The sequence below is a fragment of the Flagellimonas aequoris genome (assembly GCF_003584165.1).
Taxonomy (GTDB): Bacteria; Bacteroidota; Bacteroidia; order Flavobacteriales; family Flavobacteriaceae; genus Flagellimonas; species Flagellimonas aequoris.
The window spans coordinates 362,646-383,164 of record NZ_QXFJ01000030.1 but is presented as its reverse complement, the minus strand read 5'-3'; the positions used below and the strand labels follow the sequence as shown (position 1 = coordinate 383,164).

Annotated in this window: 16 protein-coding genes; 9 read left to right on the top strand and 7 right to left on the bottom strand. The window is 43.9% G+C overall.

What is annotated here, in order from left to right; genetic code table 11:
- The first annotated feature begins 83 nt into the window (after positions 1-83).
- Complete coding sequence (locus D2U88_RS15150) at positions 84-728, top strand: response regulator transcription factor (RefSeq protein WP_119641382.1); 645 nt, start codon at positions 84-86, stop codon at positions 726-728.
- A gap of 48 nt (positions 729-776) precedes the next feature.
- Here the strand turns inward: D2U88_RS15150 and D2U88_RS15145 are convergent, their stop codons facing one another.
- Both D2U88_RS15145 and dnaK read right to left on the bottom strand, forming a co-directional pair.
- Positions 777-3,200, bottom strand: a complete 2,424-nt coding sequence (locus D2U88_RS15145) for a TonB-dependent receptor (protein WP_119641381.1) — start codon at positions 3,198-3,200, stop codon at positions 777-779.
- Between the two features lie 213 nt (positions 3,201-3,413).
- Positions 3,414-5,330 carry a molecular chaperone DnaK gene (gene dnaK / locus D2U88_RS15140; protein ID WP_119641380.1) on the bottom strand — a complete coding sequence of 639 codons (1,917 nt, stop codon included), beginning with the start codon at positions 5,328-5,330 and terminating at the stop codon, positions 3,414-3,416.
- Positions 5,331-5,558: 228 nt separating this feature from the next.
- Here dnaK and D2U88_RS15135 point away from each other — a divergent pair, with 228 nt between their 5' ends.
- Positions 5,559-6,983, top strand: a complete 1,425-nt coding sequence (locus D2U88_RS15135; RefSeq protein ID WP_119641379.1) for an L-serine ammonia-lyase — start codon at positions 5,559-5,561, stop codon at positions 6,981-6,983.
- Here the strand turns inward: D2U88_RS15135 and D2U88_RS15130 are convergent.
- A complete protein-coding gene (locus tag D2U88_RS15130) occupies positions 6,980-7,459 on the bottom strand; it encodes a nuclear transport factor 2 family protein (protein WP_119641378.1) in 480 nt (159 codons plus the stop codon). The genes D2U88_RS15135 and D2U88_RS15130 overlap by 4 nt on opposite strands.
- A 71-nt stretch (positions 7,460-7,530) precedes the next feature.
- On the opposite strand from D2U88_RS15130, the gene panB reads away from it, so the two are divergent.
- From panB to D2U88_RS15115, 3 genes are all read left to right on the top strand, one after another.
- The gene (gene panB, locus D2U88_RS15125) at positions 7,531-8,349 is read left to right on the top strand and encodes a 3-methyl-2-oxobutanoate hydroxymethyltransferase (protein WP_119641377.1); all 819 of its coding nucleotides are present in this window, start codon (positions 7,531-7,533) and stop codon (positions 8,347-8,349) included.
- Positions 8,350-8,433: 84 nt separating this feature from the next.
- Entirely contained in the window at positions 8,434-8,784 is a 351-nt protein-coding gene (locus D2U88_RS15120) for a four helix bundle protein (RefSeq protein WP_119641376.1), read from the top strand.
- Positions 8,781-9,521, top strand: coding sequence for an RluA family pseudouridine synthase (locus D2U88_RS15115; protein ID WP_119641375.1), 741 nt, complete (start codon positions 8,781-8,783; stop codon positions 9,519-9,521). Before D2U88_RS15120 ends, D2U88_RS15115 begins: the two co-directional genes overlap by 4 nt.
- On the opposite strand, the gene D2U88_RS15110 is transcribed toward D2U88_RS15115, so the two are convergent.
- Positions 9,511-11,055, bottom strand: coding sequence for a hypothetical protein (locus tag D2U88_RS15110; protein WP_119641374.1), 1,545 nt, complete (start codon positions 11,053-11,055; stop codon positions 9,511-9,513). The two genes, D2U88_RS15115 and D2U88_RS15110, sit on opposite strands and share 11 nt — an antisense overlap.
- Positions 11,056-11,200: 145 nt before the next feature.
- Between D2U88_RS15110 and D2U88_RS15105 the strand changes: the two genes are divergently transcribed.
- The gene (locus tag D2U88_RS15105; RefSeq protein WP_119641373.1) at positions 11,201-12,373 is read left to right on the top strand and encodes a 2-isopropylmalate synthase; all 1,173 of its coding nucleotides are present in this window, start codon (positions 11,201-11,203) and stop codon (positions 12,371-12,373) included.
- A 9-nt stretch (positions 12,374-12,382) separates the two neighbouring features.
- A complete protein-coding gene (gene leuB, locus D2U88_RS15100; RefSeq protein WP_119641372.1) occupies positions 12,383-13,501 on the top strand; it encodes a 3-isopropylmalate dehydrogenase in 1,119 nt (372 codons plus the stop codon).
- Here the strand turns inward: leuB and D2U88_RS15095 are convergent.
- A complete protein-coding gene (locus D2U88_RS15095) occupies positions 13,494-14,735 on the bottom strand; it encodes a peroxiredoxin family protein (protein WP_119641371.1) in 1,242 nt (413 codons plus the stop codon). The two genes, leuB and D2U88_RS15095, sit on opposite strands and share 8 nt — an antisense overlap.
- A gap of 129 nt (positions 14,736-14,864) precedes the next feature.
- Here D2U88_RS15095 and pheT point away from each other — a divergent pair, with 129 nt between their 5' ends.
- Positions 14,865-17,282, top strand: coding sequence for a phenylalanine--tRNA ligase subunit beta (gene pheT, locus D2U88_RS15090; RefSeq protein ID WP_119641370.1), 2,418 nt, complete (start codon positions 14,865-14,867; stop codon positions 17,280-17,282).
- On the opposite strand, the gene D2U88_RS15085 is transcribed toward pheT, so the two are convergent.
- Complete coding sequence (locus D2U88_RS15085; RefSeq protein WP_119641369.1) at positions 17,283-17,813, bottom strand: fasciclin domain-containing protein; 531 nt, start codon at positions 17,811-17,813, stop codon at positions 17,283-17,285.
- 216 nt (positions 17,814-18,029) lie between these two features.
- On the opposite strand from D2U88_RS15085, the gene D2U88_RS15080 reads away from it, so the two are divergent.
- Positions 18,030-18,749: a hypothetical protein gene (locus D2U88_RS15080; protein WP_119641368.1), complete on the top strand. Its 720-nt coding sequence runs from the start codon at positions 18,030-18,032 to the stop codon at positions 18,747-18,749.
- On the opposite strand, the gene D2U88_RS15075 is transcribed toward D2U88_RS15080, so the two are convergent.
- Positions 18,746-20,374: an ABC-F family ATP-binding cassette domain-containing protein gene (locus D2U88_RS15075; protein WP_119641367.1), complete on the bottom strand. Its 1,629-nt coding sequence runs from the start codon at positions 20,372-20,374 to the stop codon at positions 18,746-18,748. The two genes, D2U88_RS15080 and D2U88_RS15075, sit on opposite strands and share 4 nt — an antisense overlap.
- Positions 20,375-20,519 lie beyond the last annotated feature (145 nt).

The following is a 20,519-nucleotide window of genomic DNA, read 5'->3' as shown; positions in this document are numbered from 1 at the left end:
TGCGGAAAGGACTCCATTTGTCCTATGTTAACCTTTAAAGTTTAAAAAATGTAAAAGAATTAATCCCCCAAATCTTTCTTATCATGAAAACTAACACAGTAAAAATTGCCATCATCGACAATGATGAAGCACTGGACCCCATCTACAGGCTTTATTTTAACGATGATGTAACCTACGAGCTGCATGGAATCTACAAATCGGTGCATGAACTGCTGTCCAATTTTGGTCGCTCCATACCGGACGTGATCCTTTGCGAGGCCCAATTGAACAGTATTACCGGCATTGACGGACTGGAGTATTTCCACAAAAAGAACGAAGACCTCAAGGTCTTGATGATGAGTAAAAAGAACGACTTTAAGCTCATTAAGGAAGCCTTTAAAAAAGGGGCGTGCGGTTACCTCATCAAACCATTGACCAAAGAGCGATTGTTCCATGCGCTCGATGCATTGGGACAGCATGGTGTGGCCTTGGAACTGGACGTGGCGAAGAAAATCATCAGCTCGTTCCAGACCAAATCCTTTGATTCCTTCTCACGAAAGGAGAACCAGATCATTGAACTGCTTACCCAAGGATTCACCTATAAAATGATCGCCGATCGACTTTGCGTGACACCCAGTGCCGTAAATTTTCACATCCAGAACATTTACGTCAAACTGAATGTGAACTCCAAATCGGAAGCTTTGCAAAAGTTAAAGGAAATGGAGATTCGCCAACTCAATGCGGCCTAGGCCCAAAAAATGTTATCACAGAAAAAGCGGGGGGCGGGCCCCCGCTTTTTAATTTATGATACTCGCCATCCCAATCTTTCCATCCAGCGATATGGTACTCGCTTCAATCTTGATACCAGAATTATCGGAAGGCAGAGGGATCGTTATGGTCGCCTCCCCATTTTCATCGGTTTCCAGTTGTGGGTTCCAATACAGCAAATTGATTTTTTCCCCCTTTCTTCGGGAAAGGCTTTCCTTGTATTCATTAAAATCGAGAGCGGTGGTGTACCCTTCAAAGGTCAATTGGCCTTCCTTCCTTGGAATATATTCCAACTCGTTCCCTTTCCGGGTGTAAATGATAAAAACACCTCCAGAAGCCCTGCTTCCAAAAATGGATGCTTCTGGTCCTTTCAACAATTCTATTCTTTCAACATCCCTGTCACTGACCAGGGTCATAATTTCAACAAGAGCACTTTGGGAACTGGTACCCATCTGCGTTCCGGTCCCTTCTTGGGACAATGGAAAGCCATCCACGACCCATAAAATGGGTCCTACTGCTCCCAATACACTCGCCTTTGGGTTTAATGTTTCCACACCACTTACTATAACCCCGGGAAGTTCCGCAAGTAGCTGAAGTAAGCTTTTGGGTTTTTCAAAATCCTGATATTTTATTCGGTTTGGAGGCAAATTGATACCATACAAGGACGGGGTATATTTTTTCCTTTCAACGCTTTTTCCCTCTACTTCCACTTCTCCCAGTTCAATGATTTTTTCCGATTTATCAATATAGAAAGGTTCCGAAACAACGGTTGGTTTACCTTCTTCTACTTGTTTCGGGTTTTCCGCCACATAGGGCATTAAAACCTTTTTTTTCTGTTTCATCATGGGTATGGGCACAATCTTTACCAATCTGGATTTCACATCATCGCCTTTCGTCCTGGATATTAAGGTGGCCTCCCCTTCTATCTGGATATCGTCTAATTTCAATAGTCCCTGCCCATCCGTTTCAACCTCCCCGATCCAAACATCTTTATCATTTGAGGCTACCACTTGTATCGTGGTATTTCTCAATAGCGTATTGTTCAAATCAAAAGCATGTCCCATAATCTCCAATCCCTTCTGAAATGAAAATTTGATATCGCTGGTCATGTCTTCTTCCTTGGAAAGGGTCCCAAACTCATTGGCAGATGACAAAAGGTCCAAATCTTTTAAAAATGTTTTTTTTCTGTAGGTCGACACTTTGCTTTCGTCCAAGATTTCAGAGAAAGTGTACAAACTGCTTTGTTCCACACTATTTTCATCCAAACTCTTTTCGGTTTCCAAATGATGTCGATTGACACTTACGGCAAGCTGTGATTTTATAGGTGTATTGGTATGGTCGGTCACCTTTATTTTGTATGTTTTTTGATTGGTATCGGCACCTGAGCCAACAGGTTTTATGTCTATATGAAGTCTAGCCCCGTCTATCCAGATAGGTCTGTCTGCCAATTCCGAACCAAGGTTGTCCACCAATTTTAAAGTAAAGACACCATGCGGAAAATTGGCCTTGGAAAGTTCCACATCCAAAATTTTGTCATTGTGGAAATTCAATTTCTTTTCAAAATAGGTTATTCCCCCGGACGTTCCTATCAGCCTCAATTCAGATTTTGGGGCATTGTCCGATGCAGTGATCCGGATTTTGGCATTGTTTTCATCCAGATTGTTCACATGTAAAAGATATCCCTCTGTTTCTGCCATCGGAATGGGGAAAAGCGTTCCATCTTCCAATTCCAATTGATAAGTACTATCCTTCATCGGTTTAAAAATGGCAGTGCCCAGACCTGAAGAGTAAAAGGAAACATGGGCCACCTCTTGCTTGTTTTCATCCAGTATTCTTCCTCTTTGAACCATTTTTAGGTTCTGGTCCAAAGGGAATTTGATGATGACCCTATTCTCATGACCATTTAAAAGTGTTCCACCTTCGGGCATGATGGACACCTTGAAAACAGCGTTTGTTATTTCTTTCCCGTTTGTTAAGTCTCCTATCCGAATTTTCTCCTTTGCAACGAAATCAGGACCATAATTCTGCGACCAACGGGTGTATGCCTTGACCGCATAGCTGCCGGACTTCATATTTTTAGGGAGTTCCAATTGCCCTTGAACCATGCCATCTACTATTTTATGGAATTGCCGTTTCAGCAACGTTCCATTGTCATCCAACAATTCCACATTCAACACCGCACTTTTGCTATATCGCTTGGGTTGTTTCTCTGTGGTAAGATATGCCTTGAAAAAAAGAGGTTCGTCGGCATCAATATGTTCATTGGCAATCTGGAGCATCACACGCTCCGGCCATAATGCCAGGGAATCCCTGAAATTGTCCTGAAAGTCAAAGGACAGCCTGCTCCAATACGGTTTGTTATGATTAAAATCCAAGCTTTGGGCAAGGCCCACGGTAATGCAAAAAAAGAAAATAATAAACGTAGAAAGTAACCCTCGAACTTTGTTTTTCATGATTTTAGTGTTTAGTCAATCACAGGCACCTTACATCATATGGGGGAGGGAATTTGAGGTGCTCCTATGTGCTATGCTTAAATATACAAAAAATTGCTTTGCTATTTTCACTTACACCTTTTATGGGATAGTCCTGACCTGAACACTTTTGGAATAAAAAAAGCCCCGACTCAAATCGGGGCTTTTCTGTTGTTGATTATAACTGAATGTGTATTATTTCACTTCTTCGAAGTCAACGTCTTCCACATTGTCGCCTTCAGTGGCTCCACCACTGGCAGCGCTATCTGCACCTGCAGAAGTGTCGGCTCCGTTCGCCTGAGCTGCGTCGGCTTGTGCCTTGTACATTTCCTCGGAAGCTACTTTCCAAGCTTCGTTGATCTTGTTCAAAGCCGGCTCGATCACTACAAGGTCCTTACCTTCATAAGCCTTCTTCAATTCTTCCAAAGCATCTTCAATTGGCTTTTTCTTGTCGGCTGACAATTTATCACCAAACTCCTTCAACTGCTTTTCGGTCTGGAAAATCATACCGTCGGCCTCGTTCAACTTATCGGCAGTTTCCTTCGCTTTCTTATCCGCTTCGGCATTGGCCTCGGCTTCGGCCTTCATCTTTTTGATTTCTTCCTCGGTCAAACCTGAAGAAGCCTCGATTCGGATATCCTGGGTCTTGTTCGTGGCTTTGTCCGTTGCGGAAACCTTGATGATACCGTTGGCATCAATATCGAAGGTCACTTCAATTTGAGGGGTACCTCTTGGTGCTGGTGGAATACCGTCCAAGTGGAACCTTCCGATGGTTTTGTTGTCCCCTGCCATAGGTCTTTCCCCTTGTAGCACGTGGATTTCTACCGAAGGTTGATTGTCCGCCGCTGTGGAGAACACTTGTGACTTCTTGGTCGGAATGGTCGTGTTGGACTCAATTAATTTGGTCATTACACCACCCATGGTCTCGATACCCAAGGATAGAGGCGTAACATCCAATAGCAATACATCCTTCACATCTCCGGTCAATACACCCCCTTGGATAGCGGCACCAATGGCCACCACCTCATCTGGATTCACTCCTTTGGATGGTTTTTTACCGAAGAATTTTTCAACGGCTTCCTGTACCGCAGGGATACGGGTAGAACCACCTACCAAGATGATCTCATCTATATCGCTTTTTGAAAGTCCTGCAGATTTCAATGCCGTCTCACAAGGAGCGATGGTTCTTTTTACCAAATCCTCGATCAATTGCTCAAACTTGGCCCTGGTCAACGTTCTCACCAAGTGTTTTGGTCCAGAAGCTGTTGCCGTCACGTAAGGCAAGTTGATCTCTGTCTGTGCAGAAGAGGACAATTCGATTTTGGCTTTCTCGGCAGCTTCACGCAATCTTTGAAGGGCCATGGGGTCTTTTCTAAGATCCATGTCCTCATCTTTCTTGAACTCTTCGGCCAACCAATCAATGATTTTTTGGTCCACGTCGTCACCACCCAAGTGAGTGTCACCGTCTGTGGCCAAAACCTCGAATACACCATCACCCAATTCCAAAATGGAAACGTCATGCGTACCACCACCAAAGTCGAACACTACAATCTTTTGGTCTTTGTCCTTTTTGTCCAGACCGTAGGCCAAAGAGGCTGCGGTTGGCTCATTAATGATACGTTCCACGGTAAGCCCGGCAATTTCACCGGCTTCTTTGGTGGCCTGTCTTTGGGAGTCGTTAAAGTAAGCAGGAACGGTGATTACCGCCCTGGTCACATCTTGTCCCAAGTAGTCCTCGGCAGTCTTCTTCATTTTTTGAAGGATCATGGCCGAAAGTTCTTGTGGGGTATACAAACGACCATCGATATCCACCCTTGGGGTATCGTTATCGCCTTTTACCACTTTGTATGGAACCCTTTCCGCTTCCTTTTGTGATTCTGAGTATTTGTTACCCATGAACCGCTTAATGGAATAAATCGTTTTGTGTGGATTGGTTACCGCTTGTCTTTTAGCTGGGTCTCCCACTTTGATCTCCCCGCCTTCAACAAAGGCAATCATGGATGGGGTTGTACGTTTACCTTCGGCATTTGGAATCACCACTGGTTCGTTCCCCTCCATTACAGAGACACAGGAGTTGGTCGTACCCAAGTCTATACCTATAATTTTGCTCATTGTATCTAAGTTATATCTGTTTAAAATTCTTTTTGTCTTCGGACATGAAATGTCAATGATCATGCCACGGGCGATAATCTGACAAGGTGTCAGCTAATTGAGGATATTTTTCTGGAACGCCCTTAATCCAGCACCGTTTGATCAAAAATCAAAATGAAGCCTTTCCCAATTCGAAATTCTCAATTTTTTAGGTGCAAGATGTTATATTTGGAGACATAAATTGAACCAATGGAATGTATCAGTGTGTTTGACATGCTCAAGATTGGGGTTGGCCCTTCCAGCTCACATACCCTAGGCCCATGGCGTGCCGCGGAACGGTGGATAGCCGAGTTGGAGGAGGATGGTGTTTTTGACCAAGTACAGTCCGTTTCGGTTTCCCTTTACGGGTCGCTTTCACTCACAGGCAAAGGGCATGCCACCGATATTGCCGTGGCCATGGGCCTATTGGGAGCCGATCCGGTGACGGTACCCATTGACAGTATTTCAGGAAGTATTGACAGCATAAAAGACCAAGGCAAGATACTTTTTGGTGAAAAACGGGAAGTTCCGTTTGATTATACCCAGGATATTTCCTTCAAAAAAGAATTTTTACCTTTTCATGCCAACGGAATTCGCTTCACCGCTCAACTCTCGAATGGGGAGATTTCAGAAGAAACCTATTATTCCATTGGTGGTGGGTTTGTGGTGAAAGAGGAACTCATCCATTCCAAAGAGAACAAGGAGACCTTCAAAACCTTTCCTTATCCTATTAAAACAGGGAACGAACTGCTCCATTTCTGTGAGACGGAGAAGAAATCCATTTCAGAAATTGTCATGGAAAACGAGCTGTCCTTGAGAACAGCAACGGAAATTGATGAAGGCCTACAAAGCATATGGAACACCATGCTGGAGTGCATGTACGTGGGCTGTCATACCGAAGGCATACTCCCAGGCGGACTCAACGTAAGACGACGCGCCTATGACCTACACCAAAAGCTGAAAGGGACAGTCCCCTACTCCAATCCACAGGAATGGCTTGAGGGTATTCGGGATACCGAGGTGAAATTCCGCCAGATCATCAAATGGGTCAGTTGTTTTGCCCTGAGTGTGAATGAGGTGAATGCATCATTGGGCAGGGTGGTCACCGCTCCCACCAATGGAAGTGCAGGGGTCATCCCAGCCGTGCTGATGTACTATATGGTTATCGAAAACCACGACGCCAACTTTGATGATGTCAAGCAGTTTCTACTAGTGGCCAGTGAAGTGGGCAGTATTTTCAAGAAAGGGGCCACCATATCCGCTGCCATGGGTGGTTGTCAGGCAGAAATTGGGGTTTCATCGGCCATGGCCGCAGCAGGATTGACCGAACTCATGGGTGGTACCCCTGAACAGGTATTGATGGCCGCCGAGATTGCCATGGAACACCATCTTGGGCTTACCTGCGACCCTATTGGCGGATTGGTGCAGGTGCCTTGTATTGAACGCAATGCCATGGGTGCCATAAAGGCCATCAATGCTGCGGAATTGGCATTAGACACCGACCCCAAGGACGCCAAAGTACCTCTGGATAAAGTGGTGAACACTATGTGGGAAACTGCAAAGGATATGAGTTCCAAATACAAGGAAACCTCCGAAGGAGGTCTTGCTGTTGGGGTATTTTTGAGTGACTGTTAATCCAAACACCCTTCTTTTCCCCTAGTGTCTATCAGATACACAATTTTCCACTCCCCATCAAAATCCACCAATTGAAAGGAGTCAATACCACAGTGGCTAAAGGTATCGTTCAACCAAAATTCATACCCCACCCAAGCATTGGCCATGGTTCGGTCAATTTGAATGGAAAAGGAAGTCAATTTCTCCTCAAACTTCACACTATCAGGAATGCTGACAATAGATTTCAGGAATTTGGAAAACTCCTCGTTTTTGAACAATGTTTTTCCTTCCTGATTTTTACCTGTAGTCTGCAGCACCACATGATTGGCAACCGTTGATTTAATGATGGTGGAATCCTGTTTATGGAAACCATCAAAAAAGGTTTCGATCACCCCTCTGATTTTGTCTTTGGTCGCTTCCTCGGATGGATTTGAACCTTGCGCATTGACAGCAATGGCTAAAAGAAACAGTATCAGTACGCTGAGTAGTTTTCTCATCTCTTTAGTTTTTTGATTGAAGCCCAAATTAAACAAATCTGCTTACATTTAGCTGGTAAATAAAGAAGATAATGTCTGTTGCAAAAAAAGAATACAAAAGGGTCACGGTAAAGTCTTTGGTAGAAATGAAACAAACCGGGGAAAAAATTTCCATGTTGACCTCCTACGACTATTCCATGGCAAAAATTGTGGATGCCGCCAATGTGGACGCCATTTTGGTGGGTGATTCGGCCAGTAATGTCATGGCAGGCCATGAAACTACTTTGCCCATTACCCTCGATCAAATGATATACCACGCTTCTTCGGTGGTACGTGCCGCCAAAAGAGCACTGGTGGTCGTGGATATCCCCTTTGGGAGTTACCAAGGTGATTCCAAAGAGGCTTTACGCTCGGCTATCAGGATCATGAAGGAGAGTGGTGCCCATGCCGTGAAGGTCGAAGGTGGTGCAGAAATCAAGATTTCCATCAGCCGGATTCTCGAAGCAGGTATTCCCGTGATGGGACATTTGGGGCTTACACCGCAATCTATCTACAAATTTGGAACCTACACCGTAAGAGCCAAGGAAGAGGAAGAAGCTGACAAATTGAAGGAGGATGCCAAATTGCTGGAGGAACTAGGTTGCTTTGCCATTGTTCTTGAAAAAATTCCAGCCAAATTGGCCAAGGAAGTAGCGGAAAGTGTTTCCATTCCTGTAATTGGAATTGGTGCTGGAGGCGGAGTCGATGGACAGGTTTTGGTGGTCCACGACATGTTGGGCATGACCCATGAGTTCCACCCAAGGTTCCTCAGAAGATATTTGAATCTTTACGATGAAATGAGTGCCGCCATTTCCCAATATGTGGATGATGTGAAATCCAAGGATTTTCCCAACGAGGAAGAATCATACTAGACTATTGGACAATTGGATAGTTTGATTATTGGAAAATCAATAAAAAGATAACATAATAATTTCAGCCTCCTTAGATCAACAGATATGCATCGATTTAAAGAGCTGACCACATGGAAGCTGAGCAAGGAATTTTGCTCAGATATTTATGAGGTCACCACTTCATTTCCTGAAACCGAAAAATTTGGAATCATCAATCAGTTAAGACGGGCCTCTGTTTCTGTTCCATCCAATATTGCAGAAGGTTGTTCCAGAAAATCAAACAAAGATTTCTCAAGGTTTTTGGAAATTGCAATAGGCTCCATGTATGAATTGGAAACACAACTTCTAATTTCAAATGACCTGGGATTTGTCTCAAAAGAAAAAACACAGGAACTCATCGAAAAACTGAATGGGATTATCAAAATGACCTCAAAGTTCAAATCAACCCTAGCGTGAAATCTAACAAACCCGAAATCCAACAATCCAACAGTCCAAAAATCTTAAGATCTGACAAATCCAACCTCCAAGTACTTTTTGAGGACAACCATCTTATTGTCATCAATAAAAGGGTTGGCGATATTGTACAAGGCGATAAAACAGGGGACGCGCCTTTGAGCGATGTAGTCAAGGAATACCTCAAGGAAAAATATAACAAGCCTGGCAATGTGTACTTGGGTGTGGTCCATCGGTTGGACCGACCTACTTCTGGACTTGTTGTTTTTGCAAAGACCTCCAAAGCGCTTCCAAGACTCAACAAACTTTTTTCCGAAGGAAAGACCAAAAAAACGTATTGGGCCTTAGTGAAAAATCCACCCGAAAAGGAAAGCGATACGCTAATCCATTGGATGGTGCGCAACCCAAAGCAGAACAAATCCTATGCCCATCCTAAGGAAGTACCGAACAGTAAAAAAGCCATCCTCGACTACAGGTTGATCCAAAAGCTGGATACTTACTATTTGTTGGAAATAGATTTAAAAACTGGAAGGCACCACCAAATTAGGGCCCAATTGGCCGCCATCGGATGCTGGATCAAAGGCGATCTTAAATACGGTGCGGACCGAAGCAACCAAGACGGTGGTATACATTTACACGCCAGAAGCTTGGAATTGGAACATCCCGTTACCAAGGAAAACATCAAATTTGTGGCACCGCCACCAAAAGATCCGCTTTGGGATGCCTGTACTACCGGGTAAGGGCCATGGCCTTTTCCCGAATAATTTGCCCCACGGGCTTGTTCTCCAAATGACTTTCCAGCCAAGAAAGGATATCCAGATACAGAAAAGCCCTCTTTTCATAGGGGTGATTCTCGTATTTCTTCAACTCGTTGTACAGCTTTTGGAACTCGTTCCTGAGGTCCGTTGGGTAGATGTCCCCAAGGTTTCTCAAGAATTTAATCATTTCCTTTTGAACAGCATGTAAGTCGTTCATTTTCAACAAAAACTTATAGGTACTTTTAAGCTGTACTTCCAAATGATAGTCCATACCTGCCTCATAATGTGCAACCAAGCTCAACACCCGGGCGAAGCACATCAAATCCTCCCGCATTTTTAGATTCTTGTTGGAAATGATCTTTTTCAGATAGACAATACAGTTCTTGTTGTCACCATTACCGAAGTACAGACAGGCAATTTTATAATAGAGTAACATGATGTGATGCTCATCTATCCTTTCCTTGTGTTTTTTGATTCCGTATTCAATGATATTCACCAAATAGAGTCCCTTGTCAAAGGTCCCTTCCAAAAAATGAAGGTTCAATTTATTGGTGTTGATGTACAAGAATGCCAAGGAAGCAATGTTGTCGTTTTGTGGAAAATTGGGATCCTCCACTTGTTCCTCCAACCGTTCCAAGGTTTCCCTGAACTGGGAAGCATATTTTACAAAAAAGAGGGACTCCAATAAATAATGGTTCCCTTTCAAATAGAACACGGGGTTCAAGGGAATCATCCCTTTATTGTCATTGAAGAGATCCACCCATTTACTGGCATATTTGTACGCTGACAAAAAGTCCTGGGTCAAAAGACTGTACCACAAATAGGCTTTGTACAACCATAGTTTCTCCCGGAACCCCAGACTATCGATATCGTAATTGGGCAAATGTGCCTCAAAATAATTCTTTACTATCTTAAGATCCTCGTCACTCCGTACATATCCTACCTTCAACATCATACTGTACAGTTGAAGGGAAAGGTTGGACAATTTACTGGTCATGACATTATGGGCACTGAGTTCCTTGGCCTGTACCGCCAGTTCATCTGCCCGGTCTGGGATGCTTCGGGTAATATATTGGGTCTCGATTACCTTTTCGAGCTCCACAATTTCGTAGGCCACATTTTTTTCCTCGTTTTCTATGGCAAAACTTTTGGCCTTGTCCAAAATCTTCAAGCTTTGCTTGTAGAGTCCTTTCTGGTATAGTATGGTGGCAAAATCCAATTGCTCCCTGATCTGGATTCGAACATTTTGGTTCACTGGGTTCAACCTCAAGCTTACCAAAATTTGCTTGTAAAGGTGTGCTTTCAGGTTTGAAAGTTGTGCTTTTTTAACAATGCCGCTTTCCAAAATTTGGCGTTCATCATACCTCCGCATCTTGTCCAACAGATTAAAAAGGGCCAAAAACTTTGCATCCGTATTGACCCCCAATCGGCCAACATAGAGTTTAAATTGGCGCTTTTCCGATTTGGAAAGCGATTTTATCAACACGAACAACGCGTCCTTATGGGCATTTGTCATCGTAAAAAAATCAATTTAAAATATTGTAATTCAGCAAATTAAACTACTCAGTGTGTGATTTAACGTTGTAACAAACATCAGCCTACTTTTCATCTTCGCCCTACCTTCTCTATTTTCGTATGTCTTAGAAAAACAGATTGGAATAATGGGTAAAGATAAGGTACAAATTTTTGATACAACGCTAAGAGATGGAGAACAAGTTCCGGGTTGCAAATTGGACACGGAACAAAAATTGGTCATCGCTGAACGGTTAGATCAACTAGGGGTTGATGTGATCGAGGCCGGCTTTCCCATTTCATCCCCGGGCGACTTCAAATCTGTACATGAAATTGCCAAATTGGTCAAGAATGCAACGGTTTGCGGGTTGACCCGTGCCGTTAAAAAAGATATCGAAGTGGCCGCCGAGGCCATCAAAATTGCTAAAAAGCCAAGAATACACACCGGTATCGGAACTTCCGATTCCCACATCAAGTTCAAATTCAACTCCACTAGGGAACAAATCATAGAAAGAGCCGTTGAGGCCGTAGCCTACGCAAAGACCTTTGTTGAGGATGTGGAATTTTATGCAGAGGACGCAGGCCGTACCGACAATGAATATTTGGCCCAAGTTTGTGAAGCGGTCATCAAAGCTGGTGCTACCGTATTGAATATCCCGGACACCACTGGATATTGCCTTCCAGAGGAGTATGGTGCCAAAATGAAATATCTAAAGGAAAACGTAAAGGGCATCGACAAGGCCATTCTTTCTTGCCATTGCCATAACGACCTAGGTCTTGCCACCGCAAACTCCATCGCCGGGGTGATCAATGGGGCAAGACAGATTGAGTGCACCATCAACGGTATCGGGGAACGTGCAGGGAACACTTCATTGGAGGAAGTGGTCATGATTTTGAGACAACACCCCTACCTGAACCTGGACACCAATATCAACAGTAAACTGTTGTGGGATACCAGCCAAATGGTTTCCCAAAAAATGGGAATGCCAGTGCAACCCAATAAGGCCATTGTGGGATCCAATGCCTTTGCCCACAGTTCAGGGATCCACCAAGATGGGGTGATCAAGCAGCGGGAAACCTATGAAATCATCGATCCGAAAGATGTTGGGGTAAGCGAATCCTCCATTGTTCTGACCGCCAGAAGTGGACGTGCCGCCTTGGCCTATCGTGCCAAAAAGGTAGGCTACGAGCTCACCAAACTGCAATTGGATGTGGTCTATGAAAACTTCCTTAAATATGCTGACCGCAAAAAGGAAATCTTGGACAACGACATCCATGAGATTGTGGAAACCAGCAATATCAGTATTCAGAACATTGCCTAAACCACGGTTATGAACCTAAAGATTGCCTTGCTCCCTGGAGATGGAATTGGCCCGGAAGTGTTGGCCCAGGCAGTCAAATGCTTGCAGGCCGTAGAGGAAACCTTTAACCATACCTTTGCATACAAGGAAGCTCCCGTTGGAGCCATTGCCATAGACAAAAAAGGCACTCCCCTGCCCGAAAGCACCCTCAAACTCTGTCACGAAGCCGATGCCATTTTGTTCGGTGCCATTGGTGACCCCAAATATGATAACGATCCCGATGCCAAGGTACGACCCGAACAAGGGTTGTTACAATTACGGAAAGAACTTGGCCTATTTGCCAATATCCGACCTGTACTTTCACATCCTACCCTATTAAACAAATCCCCGCTCAAAAAGGAAATCATATCCGGGACGGATTTTGTAATCTATCGAGAGCTTACTGGTGGCATTTATTTTGGGGAGAAAAAATTGAACGAAGCAGGCACTGTTGCTTCCGACCTTTGCGAATACTCCGAAGAGGAAATCAGCCGTGTGGCCCATTTGGCCTTTAAGGCCGCAAAAGGAAGAAAAAAGAAACTTACTTTGGTGGACAAGGCCAACGTGCTGGAATCTTCAAGGCTTTGGAGGAAAGTGGTGACCCGAATCGGGGAAAGTTATCCTGAAGTTACCTTGGATTATCTGTTTGTGGACAATGCAGCCATGCAGATTATTTTGAACCCGACCCAGTTTGATGTGATCTTGACCGAAAATATGTTCGGCGACATCCTTTCCGATGAGGGAAGTGTCATCAGCGGTTCCATTGGATTATTGGCCTCTGCCTCTGTTGGGGATGAAAATGCCCTATTTGAACCCATCCACGGATCATACCCACAAGCCAAGGGCAAGGACATTGCCAACCCTATTGCCTCCATTCTATCCGCGGCCATGCTCTTGGAACATTTTGGATTACATGAAGAAGCCATGGCGGTAAAAAAGGCGGTGGACAAATCCCTTAAAAAAGGAATCGTAACTTCAGATTTAAAGTCCAAAAGTCAATACGGGACCAACCAAGTGGGTGATTTTATCGCGCATAACATTGTGGATATTGAGGACAACTTCAATATGAACGATGAGAACATAGACCTCGGCAAATCTACCATTATATAGCCACCACTTTTTCCCCTGTCAGTTTTTCCAAAGTTTCATCGAACTGTTGCTTGAACTGTTCAAATTTTTCGCCTGTGGCTGGGCCATTGAACCCTGTATGTATTTTTTGGACCTCCCCATTCCTGTCAATATAGATAGTTGTAGGGTACGATAAAATATGGTTGAGCATCGGCAATTTTTCGTTTGCCTTTTGTTTGTTGGAAGTGCCATACTGGGCCAACAATATCGGATAGGTCACTTCTTCGCGTTCTTTTAACCGCTTAATGCCCTCAAAAGCTTTTTCCTCTGTTTTGGCATACTCAAAGGCCAGACCAATAAATTGGACATCCAGATTGGGGTTGTTCTTTAAAAAGTCCACATAAAAACGAGTCTCATCCAAGCAATTGGTGCACCAGGTTCCCATAATCTGAATAAGTACCGCCTTATCCTTGAAACGAGGATCGGAAAGGCTCACCATTTTACCCGTTTCATCCGGGAAGGCGAAATCCAATTTATCGTAACCTTCCCGTAGAAAGGTGAGATTGTCCGAATCGGGAAGGTCAAAGGCTTCGTTACGGGCGCCCAAAAATTCCTGTACACTATGCCTACCTGAATAAAACTTACCATCCAAAGTACTGTCGGTAACCTGAGCCAAGAATAGGAACACGTGAGAACCATCAAAAGCGGAAAGTTTTAGGCTATCTCCAGAAACCACCCCTTCAAGATAGCGGTAATCCCCGGTATTGGTCCTAAAGGTACCCTTGACTGTGTTGCCATTTTGCATGAAGATGCCCTTGGCAGGGTATTCCCCATCGGTATTCACGTTGAAATAGGTTTCCCATATTCCTGAAATATTCACTGCTGCGTCCTGCTGTACCGCAAAACGATCATGTTCTCCATAAATAGCTCTAAACGGTACCCTACGTTCTTTGCTCTCCTCAATAAATTCCCCAGTAATCTCGTTTTTCGAAAAGGTCCCGGAAATGTGTCCTTCAAAAATGGGCATCCTAATGTTGATGGAATCACCTTCAAAGTTGAACTCGTCCACCACAACTTCTTCCTCCGCATTGTACATTTTCATGATGTAGTTTCCCTCCCCATCTTTGGACAAAGTGAAATTAAAAGGCAATGACTTTCCTTCGGAGACTCCCATTTCTCCCCTCCAGTCGCCCAATGTCAATTCCTTTTTCACCTCCTTCTTACAGGAGGTAATCAACAGTGCCACAATCAATAACAACGGCCAATTCCTTCTCATATAATGAAAGATTTTTCTTAAAAGTAGCAAAACCAATCGATAACATATCAAACCAAACGGTATACGGTCGTTATTTACGTTGAATCTGTTCCCCTATTGTTTTATATTTGTCCACTCTAAAATTGGGGTATGAAGATTTCTTACAACTGGTTGAAGCAATTTTTGCATATTGATTGGGACTCGCAAAAAACAGGCGAACTTTTAACAGATTTGGGCCTGGAAGTTGAGGGTATATCCAATTTCGAATCAGTGAAAGGCAGTTTAAAGGGTATTGTAGTAGGACATGTGCTTACTTGCGTGCAGCATCCGAACGCAGACCGACTCAAATTGACCACTGTGGACATTGGTCAAGAAACCCCGTTACAGATTGTCTGTGGTGCCCCCAATGTGGCGGCCGGACAAAAAGTGCCCGTGGCCACCATTGGCACTACCCTTTACACCAAAGAAGGTGAAGCTTGGGTTATCAAAAAGGGAAAGATTCGCGGAGAGGAAAGTCAAGGGATGATCTGCGCCGAGGATGAAATTGGGTTGGGCAACAGTCACGATGGCATCATGATCCTCAATGAAGAACTAAAACCAGGTACCCCTTGCTCCAAAATTTTTGATGTAGAGGATGATGAGGTGTTCGAAATAGGACTTACCCCCAACCGTGCCGATGCCATGAGCCATTTTGGCGTGGCGCGCGACCTGAAGGCGGGATTGGAACAGAAAGAGATACAAAAAGAGCTGGTCACCCCATCGACCAGTAACTTTTCCATTGATAATCGGTCCCTGAAGATTGATGTAGAGGTAAAGGACAGCCAGTTGGCGCCAAGATATTGTGGGGTGACCATCAGCAACCTTATTGTTCAAGATTCCCCAGATTGGTTAAAAAACCGATTGAAGGCCATTGGCCTATCCCCCATCAACAATGTGGTGGATGTGACCAACTATGTGCTCCATGACCTGGGCCAACCTTTGCACGCTTTTGATGCCTCCAAAATCAAAGGCAATAAAATAGAAGTGAAAACACTGCCCTCCGGAACCAAGTTCAAGACCCTGGACGGTGTGGAAAGGGAACTACATTCGGATGACCTAATGATCTGTGACTCCGAAAAACCCATGTGTATCGCAGGTGTTTTTGGTGGAATCAACTCTGGGGTTACGGAAAATACCTCGGCCATATTTTTGGAAAGTGCCTATTTTGACCCCATTGCCATTCGAAAAACGGCCAAAAGACACGGACTCAATACCGATGCCTCTTTCCGTTTTGAGCGGGGCATCGACATCAACATGACGGAATATGCGTTAAAACGCGCTGCGTTGTTGATCAGAGAAATTGCCGGAGGCTACATCAGTTCAGAAATTGTGGACCTGTATCCTAAAAAACCACAGGAAAGACACGTTTTTTTGACTTTTGATAAAATATTCAACCTAATCGGACAGGAGATTCCCAAGGATAAGATCAAATCCATTTTGTCTTCCTTGGAAATCCGCATCAACAACGTTACGGAATCCGGCCTTGGATTGACTATTCCCACTTACCGTGTGGATGTTACCCGTGAGGTGGACGTCATCGAGGAAATTCTAAGGGTATATGGCTACAACAATATCGATTTCAAGGAAAAACTGAACGCTTCTATAGCCAAGACCTCTAGGTTTGAGAACCACAGGATCCAGGACATTATCGGCGATACTTTGGCCGCCAAAGGCTTTTATGAGATCATGACCAACAGCTTGGTTTCTTCGGATACTATTTCTTCCGAGGAAGATAGCACTGTTGTGCAAATGTTGAATCCCCTGAGTTCGGACCTATCCGTGATGAGGACCTCCATGCTATATTCCGGCCTTCAGACTGTGGGATACAATCACAATAGGCAGAAAACGGATCTTAAGCTTTTTGAATTTGGCAAAACCTATCATAAGGTGGATGGTGGTCACCAAGAAAAACGTCATTTGGCGCTCTACATTTCAGGCGAGCGCAAGCAGGATTCTTGGGCCGCATCATCCAAAAAAACCGATTTCTTTTATGTAAAAGGAGTTGTAGAGACCGTATTTGAGCGTTTGGGTATTAAAGATGTAGAGGCGCAACCCTTGCATGCAACCCATTTATCCGAAGGACTATGTCTTGTTAAAAACAAAGCAATATTGGCTTCCTTTGGATTGGTCTCCAAAAAAGAACTGAAAAAGTTCGACCTGAAACAGGAGGTTTTTTATGCCGATTTTGATTGGGATACCATTTTGGAATCCATTACTACTCAAAATGTGACTTTCAAAGAGATTCCAAAATTCCCCGAAGTAACCCGGGATTTTGCCCTTTTGTTGGATGAATCCGTAAGTTTTCAAAAGGTTTATGACATGGCCTGGAAGACAGAGAAAAAACTCCTTAAAAAGGTCAATCTGTTTGATGTATACACAGGAAAAAACCTTCCCAAAGGGAAAAAGTCGTATGCGGTGAGCTTTACGTTGTTGGATGAGGAAAAAACCCTTACCGATAAGCAAATCGATAAGATTATGGGCAAACTCTTGGCCCAGTATCAAAAAGAGTTGGGAGCGGAACTTCGTTGATTACATTTGGGTAGGTAGGATCACACTGTCAATTTCGTGAACCACATCGTCCTTGTTCAAATTAAGGTCGGCAGCTGTAATGCGTGCCGTATTGCCCATGGGATCCGTGAGGACAATATCGTAACCATCCATGTGGGCCATTAATTTTTTACCCTGGACCGTGGTAAAGCTCGCTTTGCCATTACCCCTACACATAGCCCTTAAAATGCGGCTTGCCGTCAATTGCCCTGCCACGATGTGATAGGTAAGCAAGGATTTCAGTTCACTTTTGTCCTTGGCGTTGATGAGTTGGGCTATCTTTTCGCTTGAAAATCTTTCAAAAGCGGCATCGGAAGGAGCAAAAATGGTGAACGGTCCAGATTTATCGAGCAAATCTTCCAATTGTGTGGCCTTAACGGCCGCCAAAAGAATCTTGTGATTGCTGGCTTCTTCGGAATTAAAATCTAGGGATTTGGATGTGTTTTGGGCAAAAGTGGAGATGGTAAAGACCATACAGATGCCGAGTAGGATTTTGGTTATGGGGGCTTTCATTAGTGTTCTGACGATTTGGGACTTTCCTTTTTTAAAGTATGGTTATACGATTAAATACCAAAAACGTCGATAAGTTACATCATTTTAACGAATTACGTGGCAGTTTTTCGGTACGGGATTTCATTTAACAAAATCTTAACATATTGAATTTTATGACATGTGTCATATTCGAGATTTCAATTGCTTAACTTTGAGAACATTGCTAAGAAAATTGATATGATGCTCCGAAGTACCGACATTGAACGTAAACTCCAACAAACCAAGGGAAAACAAAAAAGCGAAGCCGAAATCTTGGCCGATGTTCAGGAAATTTTAAGGCAGGATACCTTGAAAGAGGAAAAAATCAACCGACAACTGAACACAAAGAACACCGCAAATACCAATGCTTTCGAATTTGACCTTTTGGAGACCGACAAAATCTTCCACATTGATCAAATCAAGGAAATCTGTATCGATTACCGATTACGATTTTTGAACAGCTCTTACTTTAAAGGAGAGATTCCGCAAGAGGCTATTTCCAAAATAAAGCATCTGGAAAGTATCCACAACACGGAACTCAAAGGATTCAAGATCATGGCCCCTTCCAAGCTGTTCAAACTGGAAGACAAGGACGACCCCTTATTGTTTGCACCCATCGGCAACGATTATTTTTATTTGGTGCACAAATGGGGCAATGACCTTCATCCACTACGAAAATTGCTGGTATGGCCCTTCAAGAATATCGGAAACTTGGTGGTGTTGGTCCTAATGATCAGCTATTTGGTGACCTTAATGGTGCCAGATGGTCTTTTTTCAAAGAAAAACACTACGGCAGAGTTCTGGATCATTTACTTTTTTATGTTCAAATGCATTGCATCCGTGGTAATCTATTACGGATTTGCCTTGGGGAAAAACTTTAACCCCGCCATTTGGAACAGCAAGTATTTCAATGCCTAGGCCGTAACGGCATACATTTTTTCGCGCTGCTCCCTAATGGTTTTGTCGGACATGTAATCATCAAAGGTCAAGTAACGATCAATGGTACCCTTGGGGGTAAGTTCAATGATCCTATTGGCGACAGTATGGACGAATTCGTGGTCATGAGTGGTCAATAGTACCGTTCCCTTAAAGTTTTTCAGGGAGTTGTTGAAGGCCGTGATACTCTCCAGGTCCAAGTGGTTGGTAGGTTCGTCCAGCAAAAGCACATTGGCACGGATCATCATCATACGGCTTAGCATACAACGCACTTTTTCTCCTCCGGACAAAACCGTACACTTTTTAAGTGCCTCTTCCCCGCTGAACAACATTTTACCCAAGAATCCCCTGATGTACACTTCTTCCCTTTCCTCTTCGGTCTTGGCCCATTGACGGAGCCAATCCACCAAATTGATGTTGTCTTTAAAAAAGTCTGAATTGTCTGCTGGCAAATAGGATTGAGTAGTGGTCACCCCCCATTGATAGTTGCCACTGGTGGCCTTCGTTTTCCCAGAAATGATATCGTAAAAAGCCGTAGTGGCTCTAGAGTCTTTTGATAGAATGGCCACCTTGTCCCCTTTTGCCAAGTTGATGTTCACATCCTGAAACAGCAAATCCCCATCATCAGAGGTGGCAGAAAGTTTTTCAACGTTCAATATCTGATCGCCCGCTTCACGCTCCCTTTCAAAAATGATGGCCGGGTATCTTCTGCTCGACGGTTTGATATCCTCCACCTTCAATTTATCCAACATTTTTTTACGCGATGTGGCCTGTTTGCTCTTGGCTACGTTGGCACTGAAACGCATGATAAACTCTTGGAGTTCCTTGGCCTTTTCCTCGGCCTTTTTGTTCTGTTGGGCACGTTGGCGGGCCGCCAATTGGCTACTCTCGTACCAGAACGAATAGTTTCCGGAATACAGATTGATCTTACCAAAGTCGATATCCGCAATGTTGGTACAGACCGCATCCAAAAAGTGCCTGTCGTGGGACACTACGATCACCGTATTTTCATAGTTGCCCAAAAAGTTTTCCAACCAGTTGATGGTCTCATAATCCAGGTCGTTGGTAGGCTCATCCATGATCAATACATCCGGGTTTCCGAAAAGGGCCTGTGCCAAAAGCACCCTCACCTTTAATTTGGAATCCATGTCCGCCATGGTGGTATAGTGCAGGTCTTCGGTAATGCCCAAATTAGACAGGAGTGCGGCGGCATCACTGTCCGCGTTCCAGCCATTCATTTCTTCGAACTGCACCTGAAGTTCCCCTATCTTCTCGGCATTTTCATCTGTATAGTCCGCATAAAGTGCATCTATCTCCTTTTTGATCTTGAACAGGGGTTTGTTACCCATCACCACGGATTCCAACACCGAAAACTCATCATAAGCGTTGTGGTTCTGTTCCAATATGGACATCCTCTTGCCCGGCTCCAAATGCACATGTCCCGAGGTAGGGTCGATCTGTCCCGAAAGAATCTTAAGAAATGTTGATTTTCCGGCACCGTTGGCGCCAATGATCCCGTAACAGTTACCATGGGTGAAGGTTACGTTCACTTCATCGAACAATACTCTTTTGCCAAACTGTACGGATAAATTGGATACTGATAACATGCAACTATGTAATTTTTGTGCAAAAGTAGCTAAAACGAATCCTTATTTCTAACATAAACCAAGTTAATTGAACGGCTTAAATGAACACATTAACAACATTTAACGACCCCTTAACAGCGTCGACCCACCCGTATTGCTATTTTTG

Excerpts from the sequence above, each read along its gene's own strand:
- D2U88_RS15150 (WP_119641382.1), top strand. The coding sequence starts at position 84 with ATGAAAACTAACACAGTAAAAATTGCCATCATCGACAATGATGAAGCA.
- D2U88_RS15145 (WP_119641381.1), bottom strand. The coding sequence starts at position 3,200 with ATGAAAAACAAAGTTCGAGGGTTACTTTCTACGTTTATTATTTTCTTT.
- dnaK (WP_119641380.1), bottom strand. The coding sequence starts at position 5,330 with ATGAGCAAAATTATAGGTATAGACTTGGGTACGACCAACTCCTGTGTC.
- D2U88_RS15135 (WP_119641379.1), top strand. The coding sequence starts at position 5,559 with ATGGAATGTATCAGTGTGTTTGACATGCTCAAGATTGGGGTTGGCCCT.
- D2U88_RS15130 (WP_119641378.1), bottom strand. The coding sequence starts at position 7,459 with ATGAGAAAACTACTCAGCGTACTGATACTGTTTCTTTTAGCCATTGCT.
- panB (WP_119641377.1), top strand. The coding sequence starts at position 7,531 with ATGTCTGTTGCAAAAAAAGAATACAAAAGGGTCACGGTAAAGTCTTTG.
- D2U88_RS15120 (WP_119641376.1), top strand. The coding sequence starts at position 8,434 with ATGCATCGATTTAAAGAGCTGACCACATGGAAGCTGAGCAAGGAATTT.
- D2U88_RS15110 (WP_119641374.1), bottom strand. The coding sequence starts at position 11,055 with ATGACAAATGCCCATAAGGACGCGTTGTTCGTGTTGATAAAATCGCTT.
- D2U88_RS15105 (WP_119641373.1), top strand. The coding sequence starts at position 11,201 with ATGGGTAAAGATAAGGTACAAATTTTTGATACAACGCTAAGAGATGGA.
- leuB (WP_119641372.1), top strand. The coding sequence starts at position 12,383 with ATGAACCTAAAGATTGCCTTGCTCCCTGGAGATGGAATTGGCCCGGAA.
- D2U88_RS15095 (WP_119641371.1), bottom strand. The coding sequence starts at position 14,735 with ATGAGAAGGAATTGGCCGTTGTTATTGATTGTGGCACTGTTGATTACC.
- pheT (WP_119641370.1), top strand. The coding sequence starts at position 14,865 with ATGAAGATTTCTTACAACTGGTTGAAGCAATTTTTGCATATTGATTGG.
- D2U88_RS15085 (WP_119641369.1), bottom strand. The coding sequence starts at position 17,813 with ATGAAAGCCCCCATAACCAAAATCCTACTCGGCATCTGTATGGTCTTT.
- D2U88_RS15080 (WP_119641368.1), top strand. The coding sequence starts at position 18,030 with ATGATGCTCCGAAGTACCGACATTGAACGTAAACTCCAACAAACCAAG.
- D2U88_RS15075 (WP_119641367.1), bottom strand. The coding sequence starts at position 20,374 with ATGTTATCAGTATCCAATTTATCCGTACAGTTTGGCAAAAGAGTATTG.